At 61.1% G+C, this 11,876-nt stretch carries 10 protein-coding genes and 1 pseudogene; 3 read left to right on the top strand and 8 right to left on the bottom strand.

Annotation, left to right across the window (positions count from 1 at the left end; genetic code table 11):
* Positions 1 to 111 precede the first annotated feature (111 nt).
* A complete protein-coding gene (locus J0F90_RS11765) occupies positions 112 to 1,311 on the top strand; it encodes a multidrug efflux MFS transporter (protein ID WP_004940721.1) in 1,200 nt (399 codons plus the stop codon).
* 171 nt (positions 1,312 to 1,482) lie between these two features.
* Here the strand turns inward: J0F90_RS11765 and J0F90_RS11760 are convergent, their stop codons facing one another.
* The 4 genes from J0F90_RS11760 to J0F90_RS11745 all read right to left on the bottom strand — a co-directional run bounded on the left by J0F90_RS11760 (position 1,483) and on the right by J0F90_RS11745 (position 4,068).
* The gene (locus tag J0F90_RS11760) at positions 1,483 to 1,974 is read right to left on the bottom strand and encodes a nuclear transport factor 2 family protein (RefSeq protein ID WP_033640394.1); all 492 of its coding nucleotides are present in this window, start codon (positions 1,972 to 1,974) and stop codon (positions 1,483 to 1,485) included.
* 9 nt (positions 1,975 to 1,983) lie between these two features.
* Positions 1,984 to 2,436: a MoaF-related domain-containing protein gene (locus J0F90_RS11755; protein WP_028127408.1), complete on the bottom strand. Its 453-nt coding sequence runs from the start codon at positions 2,434 to 2,436 to the stop codon at positions 1,984 to 1,986.
* 310 nt (positions 2,437 to 2,746) lie between these two features.
* Positions 2,747 to 3,181, bottom strand: a complete 435-nt coding sequence (locus J0F90_RS11750; RefSeq protein WP_033640395.1) for a VOC family protein — start codon at positions 3,179 to 3,181, stop codon at positions 2,747 to 2,749.
* 17 nt (positions 3,182 to 3,198) lie between these two features.
* The gene (locus tag J0F90_RS11745; RefSeq protein WP_033640396.1) at positions 3,199 to 4,068 is read right to left on the bottom strand and encodes a helix-turn-helix domain-containing protein; all 870 of its coding nucleotides are present in this window, start codon (positions 4,066 to 4,068) and stop codon (positions 3,199 to 3,201) included.
* 181 nt (positions 4,069 to 4,249) lie between these two features.
* Here J0F90_RS11745 and J0F90_RS11740 point away from each other — a divergent pair, with 181 nt between their 5' ends.
* Positions 4,250 to 5,167: a DMT family transporter gene (locus J0F90_RS11740; protein ID WP_033640397.1), complete on the top strand. Its 918-nt coding sequence runs from the start codon at positions 4,250 to 4,252 to the stop codon at positions 5,165 to 5,167.
* A gap of 54 nt (positions 5,168 to 5,221) precedes the next feature.
* Positions 5,222 to 6,118 carry a PhzF family phenazine biosynthesis protein gene (locus J0F90_RS11735; RefSeq protein WP_033640399.1) on the top strand — a complete coding sequence of 299 codons (897 nt, stop codon included), beginning with the start codon at positions 5,222 to 5,224 and terminating at the stop codon, positions 6,116 to 6,118.
* 193 nt (positions 6,119 to 6,311) lie between these two features.
* Here J0F90_RS11735 and J0F90_RS24890 read toward each other — a convergent pair.
* The 4 genes and pseudogenes from J0F90_RS24890 to J0F90_RS11715 form a co-directional block, all read right to left on the bottom strand.
* Positions 6,312 to 6,562: pseudogene (locus tag J0F90_RS24890) on the bottom strand (RHS repeat-associated core domain-containing protein); the annotation flags it as partial.
* A 134-nt stretch (positions 6,563 to 6,696) separates the two neighbouring features.
* Positions 6,697 to 7,020: a hypothetical protein gene (locus J0F90_RS11725; protein WP_033640400.1), complete on the bottom strand. Its 324-nt coding sequence runs from the start codon at positions 7,018 to 7,020 to the stop codon at positions 6,697 to 6,699.
* 11 nt (positions 7,021 to 7,031) lie between these two features.
* A complete protein-coding gene (locus J0F90_RS11720; RefSeq protein WP_072009666.1) occupies positions 7,032 to 11,294 on the bottom strand; it encodes an RHS repeat-associated core domain-containing protein in 4,263 nt (1,420 codons plus the stop codon).
* Between the two features lie 31 nt (positions 11,295 to 11,325).
* On the bottom strand, positions 11,326 to 11,757 hold the full coding sequence (locus J0F90_RS11715) for a DcrB-related protein (RefSeq protein ID WP_016927810.1): 432 nt from the start codon (positions 11,755 to 11,757) through the stop codon (positions 11,326 to 11,328).
* Between the last annotated feature and the right edge of the window lie 119 nt (positions 11,758 to 11,876).

The following is an 11,876-nucleotide window of genomic DNA, read 5'->3' as shown; positions in this document are numbered from 1 at the left end:
CATCGGCAGGGTTACGTTTGCTCACGCATTTGCCCCTCGCCGATTAATTTGCAGTGTTATTATTATGTTGCTTAATAAATCCCTCCTTATTCAACGTGGTACGGTATGCCGATGGAAGCGTGGAAAGTCAATCTGATCTCGGTCTGGCTCGGGTGTTTCTTCACCGGGCTGGCGATGAGCCAAATCCTCCCTTTTCTGCCGCTGTACGTCGAACAGCTCGGCGTCAGCGATCATCAATCCCTCAGCCTGTGGTCCGGACTGGTGTTCAGCGGCACCTTTTTGGTCTCGGCGGTGGTGTCGCCGCTGTGGGGCAGCCTGGCCGACCGCAAAGGCCGCAAGCTGATGCTGTTGCGCGCCTCGCTGGGCATGGCGATCGTCATCGCGCTGCAGGGGCTGGCCACCAACGTCTGGCAGCTGTTCGCGCTGCGCGCTCTGATGGGGCTAACGTCCGGCTATATTCCCAACGCCATGGCGCTGGTCGCCTCGCAGGCGCCGCGCGATAAAAGCGGCTGGGCGCTGGGCACGCTCTCTACCGGGCAGATCTCCGGCGTCATCGCCGGCCCGCTCTTGGGCGGGCTGATGGCCGATCATCTGGGGCTGCGGGTGGTATTTTTCGTCACCGCCGGGCTGATGTTCGTCAGCTTCCTGGTGACGCTGTTCCTGATTAAAGAACGGCGCATTACGGTGAAAAAAGCGGATCAGCTGAGCGGCAAGGCGGTGTTCCGTTCACTGCCTTATCCGACGCTGATCGTCACCTTGTTCGTTTGTACCTTGATGATCCAGCTGGCCAACTCGTCCATCAGCCCGATCCTGACGCTGTTCATCCGCGAGTTGTCGGGCGATGTCAGCAATATTGCCTTTGTCAGCGGGATGATCGCCGCCGTGCCCGGCATTGCGGCGCTGATCTCCGCGCCGCGCCTCGGGCGGCTCGGCGATCGCATCGGCACCGCGCGCATCCTGATCGCCGCGCTGCTGTTCACCACCGGTCTGTTCGCCGTGATGGCCTGGGTGAATACGCCATTACAACTGGGCATTCTGCGCTTCCTGCTGGGTTTTGCCGACGGCGCGCTGATGCCGGCGGTGCAGGCGCTGCTGCTGAAGTATTCCTCCGATCAGGTGACCGGGCGCATCTTCGGCTATAACCAATCCTTTATGTACCTGGGCAACGTGGTTGGCCCGCTGCTGGGATCGGGCATTTCGGCGATGATGGGGTTCCGTTGGGTGTTCGCCGTGACGGCGGTGTTGGTGCTTTGCAATGCGCTGCAGCTGCGCCATCAGTTCAAAAAAGTGGAAAATCAACGCGCGGGATAACGGGAAATGTGGGGAAACGCCTCAAGCAGTGGCGGGACAATGACGCCCATCAACCGTACCACCACTGCCAAAGGCGGCCGTAGCCTACTCGACGCGGCGGTCATTTAATATTTATGTAAGTAAATAAAGTGTTGCGGGCGCGTTGAGGGCCGCCGCAGCGGCCCTTGTGGCTCAGAACATGGTATTGTCGTTAGCCGATTTCTCCGGCACATCCTGATTGACGTCCCAATGCTCGGTGATTTTCCCCTGATCGTTCACCCGATAAATATCCACGCTGGCGGTGCCGCGATCCTGCGGATTATTTTGGTATTTGACGTGAACGTAGACCAGATCGCCGTTGACCGCGCTGCGGTATATTTTGGCGCTGTATTGCGGATTGTCTTTGAAGGTCTGGCTGAAGAAATCGAGGAACGGCTTGATGCCGTCGCCGACGAACGGGTTATGCTGCTTGTAGTTTTCCACAATCAGCCTCTGCGCCACGCCGATGTCGTGGCGGTTGAAGAAGCCCGCGTACAGATCCTCCACCACCTTCAGCTTTTGCTGGGCATGATGATAGCCGCCTTTGCCGGCCGACTTTTGCGACGCCGTCTGATCCGTTGACAACGCCGGGTAACTCGCCAGCAAGCCGCCGACGATCGCACAGGTGATCAATGCCTTTTTCATAACTGCTCCTTAGTTTCCTGAGTGACCTACGATTTTCAGCTGCCCTTTCAGATGGGTGAAGCTGCCGTCCTTGGCGGCGATGTTGGTGTACACCTCGCCGCGCTCAAAATCCTCGATATGCGTCACGTTGTCGCCGGACTGCGGTTCGTGCCAATAGACCATGTAGACCTTCGGCCGAATCTCCACCGCGGTGTACTGCACCGTATCGGTGATGCCCTGCGACGCCTCGCCGATACCGGTGAAGGTCATGGTCTTGTCATCGGTAAAATCCAGCTTGAAGGCGAAATCGCCGAAGGTCACCTGCACCACTTTACCGACCGCAATAAACTGCCCGTGTTTTTCCGTCATCGTCGCCGCCTTACTGTTTGTCAGGGAGGGTTGCGCCGCCATAGCGGCAGGCAATGCCAGGGGGAAAGTCAGGGCTATCGCCAGCGCGATGCCCGTTCGTTTCACTGTTTTCATCGTTCCTTCTCCTTTCCGTGGTTGAAAACGAGAATCATTATTATTTCTTAAGCATTGATGGAAATATAAGAATAATCTCTATTACCATCAGGCACCTGGCAGCAAAAAAAGACGAGGGAAAATCGCCGTAAAATGGCATGGCAATAGCGCGTTCTGGCCCTTGGTTTTTACGCAATGAACGGGATTACTGCTTTCAAGGAAGGAAACAACTCGGGGATTCGATAGGTCTATAGCGCAGATCGCTTTAAGCTAATGCGTATTTGTTCTTAGGCCGCCCGCCGCTGCGAAACGGCGACGAACGGCACGGCGTTTAACGCAGCCAAGGTGTATAGGTGACGCCAACCAGCAGTCCTTCCGGGCTGAGCAACCGAGTAACGCTTTGCCCCCACGGCTCTTCGCGGTTGGCGACCAACAGCCGATAACCGCGATCGACCAGCCCCTGGGTGGCTACCGCCATGTCGGCTACGTCAAACTCGATCCACGCCTGCGGCACCGCGAGATCCGCAGGCCAGCGATCGTCGCCAAAGCAGGACTGCGCCGCTTGCGCCAGCGGCCACAGGGCAAAATGCTTCACGCCGCCCAGCGCGCCCTGCTCCGACAGCAGATAGCTCTCGTTGCCCGGCATCGGCTTGAGCGGCAGCCCCAGCGCCTCGACATAAAACGCCTTGCTCTCGTCGCTCTCACGCGTGATGGGCCCGAATCCGGCGACAAACAACACGCCCAGCCCGGCAAATTGTTGATCCATGCTGCACTCCCTTTCGGTTAGCGCCCCTGCCGCACCTGCAGCGGAGCAAATCCATAGGCCGCCTTGAAGCGGTTGCTGAAATGGCTGGCGGAACTGAAGCCGCACGCCAGCGCGATCTCGGTGATCGGCTGTTGGCTATGCCGCAACAGCTGTTCCGCCCGCTGCAGCCGGGCGCGCATCACAAATTGGTGCGGCGCCAGGCCAGTGGCGTGCTTGAACATGCGGGCGAAATGGTATTCGCTCAACCCGGCCTGCACCGCCAGATCCGCCAGCAGCAAAGGCCGATCGAGGTGGCTTGCGATATATTCACGCACCCGCCTGGCTACCGCAGGGGCCAGGCCGCCGCGCACCGGCGGCAGCTTCCACTGCAGCTGGCTGTAGCGCTGGATCAGGTGTGACATCAGCAGGTTCGACGCGCTGCTGAGCGCCAGCAGATTGGCGCTGTCCCGCCAGTCGCAGTTGAGCAAAAACTGGCGATACAGCAACGTGATCTGCGGATCTTCGCCGAAGCTGCGCGGCTCCACGTTGATCGCCGCCGGGCTGCGATCCCAGGTTTGCTCCGCCAGCCGGCGCAGATGCCCATCGGTGCAATACAGGTGCACGAACGACAGATCGCTGCGCACATCCCAGGTGGAGGCGTATTGGCGCGGCATGATGCAGAACCGATCCGGCCCGCCGCCGTTGCGCCAGCCGCCCGGCACCTGCTGGTAGCACTCATAGCCGTCGGCGACGTACAGGCTCAGGGTATGATGGTCGGCGCTTTCCTGCGTGACGCGATCGTTGCAGTTGGACCAGGCGGCCAGCTCCACGCCGGTGCCCAGCAGCACACTGCCGTGCAGCCGCGCCTTGTGTTCACGCAGTGTTTCAAACGCCTGATAGTTGGACATCGCCGGCCCCGTTGTTCGACATGCCGACAGTGTAAAGAGTGGCGCCGCGGCATGCCAGCGGCCGCCCCGCGCTTTTGGCAAAAAAAGCGCAAGAATATGCAACTGGGCGCAAAGCGCTGCAAGCGCCGCCGCGCGCCAAAGCGGATACTGCGCCATCGGTTTTTTCGGAGTAACAAATAGAATGAATGCGCTGTTGTACCTCGCCGTGGTGCTGATTTGGGGCACCACCTGGATTGCGATCACCCTGCAACAGGAAGGCCCGGTGGCCATTCCCGTGTCGATCGCTTACCGTTTCGCCATTTCCGCCGCGGTGATGTTCGCCGTACTGTTGTTAACGCGCCGCCTGCGCCGCATCGCCCCGCGCGATCATCTGTTCTGCGTGCTGCAGGGCTGCTGCGTGTTCGGCTTCAACTTCTTCTGCTTCTACCACGCGGCGGCTTACATCAGCAGCGGGCTGGAATCGGTGATCTTCTCGATGGCGGTGCTGTTCAACGCCCTCAACAGCCTGCTGTTCTTCCGCCAGCGCCCCAGCCCCAACCTGCTGCCGGCGGCGCTGCTGGGGTTGACCGGCATCGTGGCGCTGTTCTGGCAAGATCTGGCCGCCACCCGCATGGCGCCGGAGCTGCTTAAAGGCATCGGCCTGAGCGCGCTCGGCACCTACGGCTTCTCGCTGGGCAATATGATCAGCGCGCGCCATCAGCGCCGCGGGCTGGATATCTTTTCCACTAACACCTACGCCATGACCTACGGCGCGATGCTGATGGCGCTGATCGCCCTGGCACAGGGCGCATCGTTCCAGATCGAATTCAGCAGCCGCTATATCGGCTCCCTGCTGTACCTAGCGATCTTCGGATCGGTGATCGCCTTCGCCGCTTACTTCAGCCTGCTCGGCCGCATCGGCGCCGGCGCGGCGGCCTACAGCACCCTGCTGTTCCCGCTGGTGGCACTGACCATCTCAACGATCTACGAAGGCTACCAGTGGCACTTCAACGCCGTGCTGGGCCTGTGCCTGATCCTGCTGGGCAACCTGGTGATGTTCGCCAAGCCGGGGCTGAAGTGGCGACGGGCAGATATCTCAAAACAAAACTCAACCCTTTGAAGCCATTGGCGAATATCGTTATCATCAGGTTTTGTTGATAACGGATGATGGCCAATGCTCAGAAGCGATGATGTGACACCCCGCGCCTACAAACAGGTGGACGTTTTCACCGCCACGCCGCTGCTCGGCAATCCTGTGGCGGTGGTGCTGGAAGCCGAAGGGCTGAACGACGCGCAGATGCTGGCATTGGCCCGTTGGACCAACCTTTCGGAAACCACCTTCGTGCTTAAACCGACGCACCCGGCGGCGGATTATAAGGTGCGCATCTTCACTACCGAAAAGGAGCTGCCCTTCGCCGGCCACCCGACGCTGGGCACCGCACACGCCCTGCTGGAAGCCGGATTGGCGCCTAAACGCCCCGGAACGGTGATGCAGGAATGCGGCGTCGGCCTGGTGGCGGTCAATATCCTGCCGGACGGCACCTTGGCGTTCGCCGCGCCCGAAGTTGAGTTCCGCCCCATGGCGGCCGAGGAAACCGAACGGTTGACGGCCGCTTTACGGCCTGCAGTGATTGCAGCAAGCCCTCTGCCGGTGATTGCCGAGATGGGCATTCGCTGGCTGATGGTGCGCCTGCCGGACGCGCAGTCTTGCCTGGCGGTAACGCCGGATCAGGCCACGATTAAACAGCTGCAAACCGCGTGTGATGTGGATGGCGTCGTGATCTATGGCGCCTGCTCCGCAACCGAACCGGCCGATTACGAAATGCGCGCGTTTATGGTGGAATGCGGTGTTTTGATTGAAGATCCGGTAACCGGCAGCGCCAACGCCTGCCTGGCGCGCTTGCTGCAAGCCAGCCGCTTCCCCGACGGCGACCGGACCGCGCAGGGCTACCTGGTGCGCCAGGGCACCCAACTGAATCGAGATGGCCGCGTGAGCGTGCGCTTTATTGACGGCGAACCCTGGATCGGCGGGCAGTGCTGCACCCTGATTAACGGCACATTGGGTATTTAGTATGCCTCCTACCGTTTCGAACTTTTTCTGCGGCACAAAATGCCGCCATTATTCATACAATATTTTAAAACTACCTGTAACATCGAAAACATGATCATAGGTACTTAACGCAACCCTTGCTTTTCCTGAACTGTATTCCTCCAGCAAGTCAAAGCTTGACTCTGAATACTTCTCTGGAGTGTTTTTAATCTTTGTTGCCCGCCGCGTCGGTCACTTCCAGCGGCGCGCTGTTCAGATCGGTGTGATACCAGTAAATATCCGCCGAGCGGCTGTCGCCCGCCTGCTCCAACACCGCCAGCGGGTTCCACGGGCTGGCCGGATCGTAGCTCCAGCTGCGGCGGCTGCCGTCGTCGCGCTGCTCCTGCAGCGGCCCAGCGCGTCGTAATGATACTGCGCCTCGAATTCGCCCTGCGGGCCGCGGCAGTGCGCCTGCCAGTTGTCGGCGATCGGCACCAGTGGCAGGTGCGCGAGGATGTCGTTTTGCAGACTTATATAAACCAGTTCATTCTTATTTCTAAAGAACGCCTCGCTGAACCTAATTTTTTAGCGTTAAAGTATATTATTTATCCCTCTCACTCTCACAAGCTACTTGTATTTGAAATTAGATGCTTCCATTTCTCAAGATACCCCTCAAACTCATCTATACTCGAAACAATCATAGACTCCTCGGTGTACTCATTAAAAATCTCTACACCGTTAGGTTTAATAGTTATAGTATGAGAGTTCCCCGTCCCCTCCCAAAATGGCAGAGATCCAGATCTTACAAGCTTACAAGCCTCAATAAACTCATTGACACCATAGATACTTCTTTGGATATCATCCTTTAAAAAGTCAATCAGTATCCTAAAATCACCATTAGCTTCTATAGATGGATAACCGTCATCACCAATAAAAAATCTCATTCCCACCTCCATTACATTATTGGGAAAGCTGTATTAATATTCCCACCAGAATCCAAATAGCCACCAATTTTCACGCCACTCGGAGATATACCCTCCCATTTTCCATTTGGCATGACCGTGCCATTATTATATGCCCCACGGACTTCGGACATTACTTTCTGCCTGTTCCATGATGTTGGGAAAAATGTAGATTCTGGCCCTTTTTGTACCCATTGCCCACTAGTAGAATCGAATATTTCCACTTTACCTTTATATACGCCATGAGCGTTTGGTGGTGTCGTGACTTGAGTTACTCTAGCTTTTCCTAGATGCCCAATGCTTCCTTCATGATGGAAACCAACAGCACGACCTCGGCGGTTAATCTCACCATGAAAAATATGTTTAGCGTTTACACTCTGACACCCAGCTAATCCCAAAGGATCAACCCACGTCAGTGGGTTCATGACATAAGCATATAAATTCAGCCCGCCTTCCAACCCTATCGGATCCTGCGTGGTGAAACGCCCCACCTCGGGTTCGTAGTAGCGGAACAGGTTGTAGTGCAGGCCGCTTTCGTCGTCCTGGTATTGCCCGGCGTAGCGCAGCGGCTGCTGATATTGCGCGCCCTGCCGCTTCGCCGCGCCGGCCACCGTCTGGCCCTGCAGCTTGCCGAAGGTGTCGTATTGCCCGGACCAGCACAGGTTGCCCGCCGCGTCGGTCACTTCCAGCGGCGCGCTGTTCAGATCGGTGTGGTACCAGTAAATATCAGCCGAGCGGCTGTCGCCCGCCTGCTCCAGCGCCGCCAGTGGGCTCCACGGGCTGGCCGGATCGTAGCTCCAGCTGCGGCGGCTGCCGTCGTCGCGCTGCTCCTGCAGCAACCGGTAGCCCTGCCACAGGAAACGGGTCGTCTGTTCGGTTTTGCCCTTGTAGCGCACCGCCTTGCGGCTGCGGCGGCCCAGCGCGTCGTAATGATACTGCGCCTCGAATTCGCCCTGCGGGCCGCGACCGTGCGCCTGCACCAGCCGGTTGTCGGCGTCGTAGCGGTAGTGCTGTTCGTAGAGGCCATTGCGCCGGCTGATCAGGTTGCCCCAGGCGTCGTAACGGTAAAACAGTTTTTGCCAGTGCGTCAGGCGGTTGTCGGCAATCGGCGCCAGCGGCAGGTGCGCGTCGATGTCGTTCTGTGGGCTGCGCTCGCCCAGCAGGTTATCCGCCAGGTCGTACACCAGCCGCGCGCCCGGTTTACCCTGATTGGGTTCGCGGTGTTGCAGCAGGCGGCCTTCGGCGTCGTAACCGTAGTGCACTTCGCCGCGCAGCGCGTCGCTCACTCCGGCCAGCTCGCCGCGGCCGGTGTAGCGATAAGCGCGCCACAGCACGCCGTCTTCCGGCCGGGTCAGTTTGTCGTGGCCGAAGGCGCTGCTCTGCCAGCTGCGGCGGCCCATGGCGTCGTAACGCCGCTGCTGCTGCAGCGCCCCCTGGCTGCGGCCGGTTTCCCGGTGCAGGCGATCGCGAGTGAATTCGCTCACCACCTGCTGGTTGAATTTAATGGCGCTGGCGTGGCCGGAACCGTAATACAGCCACTGCAAGCGATCGCCCTGCGGCAGCGTCAGCGCCTGCAGGTTGGCCAGCGCATCCCACTGGTATTGCAGCTCGCCGTTCACGCCCTGCTCGCCGAGCAGCCGCCCAGCGGCGTCATAGCGCATCTGCACGTTGTCCGGTTCGATGCCCAGCGCCGCGCCGCTCGCCGTCGGCAGGCGGTTCAGCTCGCGCAGCCGCCCCATGGCGTCGAAGCGGTAATGCCATTCCGCGCTGGCGTTGCCGCGCCAGACCAGCTGCCCGGCCTCGTCGAAGCGGAAGCGCTGTTCGCGCTGCGTCAGCTCGCCCGCGCTGCCCGGCAGGCCGACCTCGCGGTGCTCCTCCAGCAGCCCGGCCGCGCCGTAGCGATAATAGTGGCGGGTGTCGTCCGGGCGCTCTTCGGCCAGCACACGGCCCACCTCATCGTAGCTGAAGCGGTAGTCGCCGCCGTTGCCGTTCTCCAGCCGCGTCAGCCAGCCCTGCGGGCTGTAGTGATAGCGCCGGGTGCGGTTGATGCGATCGGTGATGCTGACCGGCAGCCCCAGGGCGTTGTACTGCCAGCGGGTCAGGCTGCCCAGCGCGTCCTGATGTTCGGCCAGCTGGCCGTGCGCATTCCAGTTAAAACGCTCTTCACCGCCGTCCGGGTGGATCAGGGTGTGCAGGCGGCCGCCGTTATCCCACCGGTAGCGCGTCTGGTGGCCTTCGGCATCGGTCTGCGCCGTCAGTTGCCCCAGCGCATCGTAGGTATAAGCCGTCACGCTGCCGGAACAGTCGGTGTAGCGCGTCAGCTGGCCGCGGGCGTCCCACTCCAGCTTCACTTCCCCGCCCAGCGCGTCGATCACGCTGGCCGGCAGGCTCTCTTCGTCATCCGGATAGCGGTACAGCGTGGCATTGCCCAGCGCATCGACATAACGCGTCGGGCGGCCCAACGTGTCCCAATGCTGCGCCTCGCTGCTGCCGTCCGGGTACGCGACGGCGAACAGCCGGCCGCTGTTGCGCGAATATTGATAGCGCGTCACGCGGCCGAGCGGATCGGTCTCCGACAACAGGCGGCCGTAAGGGTCCCATTCGCTCTGGCGCTGCGCGCCGCCGGGCAGCAGCACGCTGCACAGCTCGCCGCGTTGGTAGATAAAACCGTAGCGGCGCTGGTCGAAATCGGTGTACTGCGCCACGTTGTCGTCGTCATCCAGCCGCCACTCCGCCCGCTTGCCGTCGCCGCGCACCGCGCTGCGGCGCCCGCCGGCGAAGTCATAGCCGAACTCAAGGGATTCTCCGGCGCTGTTGCGATAGGCCGTCACGCGCGGCACGCCGTCGATCTCTTGCCATTGGTATTCGTTCAGCAGCCCGGCGGCGTCCTGGTGGCTGATCATCAGGCCGTCGCGCCAGCCGAAGCGGCGCGTCACCTCACCGGCGCGGTTGCTCACCGTCGTCAGTTGGCCCTGCTCATCGTAGCCGTAGCGCGCCAGCGTCCGTTCGCCTTCGGCGGTTTGCAGCGCCACTTCGCGCAGGCGGCCCTGCGCATAGCGGCACATCAGGCGCTGCCCTGCGCTGTCCACCAGTTCGCTCAGCAGCCCCTCGTCGTCGTAAAACAGCGAGGTGGCGTTGCCGATGGCGTCGGTGATCATGCTCAGCCGGCTCGGCTGCTCGCCCGCCAGCGGCGGGTAGTGGAAAATCTGTTCGCCGACGTCAAACAGCTGCCAACTGCCGTCGTCGTTGTGCATCAGCCAGCATTTTTCGGCTTCGCAGTAAGTTTTGTGGCCGCGCGGCACCATGGGGAAAGCGACGAAGTCGCCGGAAGGCGCGCGCCACACCAGGCCGTCCTGATACGGCTGCAGGCTGCTCTCCCAGAACAGGTTCCAGCCGCGGCCCAGTACGCTGTCGCCGGGGTTGCCGCTGCGCCAATAGCGCTGCCAGGCGACCGGCAGGCGCGATGGCAGCACGAAATCGAGATCGTCTTCGCCGTCGAGGAATTTCTGGCCGCTGACGATATCCACCGGCCGGGCGATAATGCCGACCGCGGCGGTCGCGGTCATCAGGGTGCCGGCGCGGCAGGCGATGCGCGCCAGTTTGTTGATGCCGGGCAGCTTGCCCAGCAGTTTGCCGAGCGCCCCCAGCTTGCCAGCGGCGCCGCCCACGCCGCCCACCAGGCCGGCGAACAGCAGCGTCAGATCGGAGACCTTATACAGCCAATCCGGCACTTCGGGCTTGATCGGCAAGGTGGTGACGGTGCCGCCGCCGATAAACACGTTGGGCGAACCTTCCATCACCTGCGCGTCGCAGTTGGTTTTGTCCCCCACGCGCGAGGCGGGCTGGCCGTTGATGCTGACCTTGTCGGAGCCCTGCGCCATCTGCATGCTCGGGCCGTCGTCGCTGCAGGCCACCTGGCTGTTGGTGGCGAGCGCGGCGGGTTTGCCGTTGATGAAGACGTTGGGGGAGCCGGTGACGATATTGCCTTTGGGGGTCAGGCTACCGGCACCGGCGTCGGCAATGCCGTCGCGCGCCGCGGTGGCCGCCTCCCCGGTGAGATACCCCACCGCCAGGCTGGCGCCGATAAGCAGCACGCCGACGCCGATACAGGAAGCCGCCAGGCCGGCGACGAACAGCGCACCCGCCGCCAGTGCGCCTGCGGCGGCGATCAGGCCGCCGACAAGGGTGCCGGCAATCATGCCGGCCAGGGCATGGGAATGCCCGATGGTATCGCCGACGCGGGCCGCTTCGGTCATCGTAAGTTCCTTTTACGCAAAGAGTTCATCGTTAGGCCGCCCGGTAGCTGTTCAGCACCTGCTGCAGCAGCGCGTCATCTTGCGGCGTCAGCTTGCGCGCCATCGCCAGGGTGAACACCAGCACCCGCCCCTCCGCCAGCGCAAACACCGCCTGGTTCTGCCAGATGCGTTTGCCGTCGCGCAGGTAGCTGGCGCGCACCCACTCACCGGCGGCCAGCCCATCGCCCAGCGACGCCGGCTCGCGGCTTTTGAACGCCCAACCTTTCAGCCCCTGCGCCAGCGCATCGAGCTGGCGGGTGACGTAGCCTTCCAGGTTCTCCGCCGGCTGCAGCGCATCGCGGGAAATATTGACTGAGGGGGAAACATCATCGCCGGCCAACAGGACGTTGACCGTGCGATCGGCATAGCCTTCCGGCAAAGCGACGCTGCCTTCGCTGAAAGCGCAGCGGGATAAAGCGGACATGCGAGGATCCTTTTGCATAAATAATGCTTAAGCATCGCATAACTTAGCCTTGAAATAAAACCATCAGGCGTCGCCAATGTTGCACGGCGTGACCGCGTTCACTGTGAAAAAGAGCGTTG

Origin of the sequence: Serratia marcescens subsp. marcescens ATCC 13880, assembly GCF_017299535.1 — a bacterium.
Lineage (GTDB): Bacteria > Pseudomonadota > Gammaproteobacteria > Enterobacterales > Enterobacteriaceae > Serratia > Serratia marcescens.
Note: the sequence above shows the minus strand (reverse complement) of the source record. Positions and strands in the feature narration are given on the sequence as shown.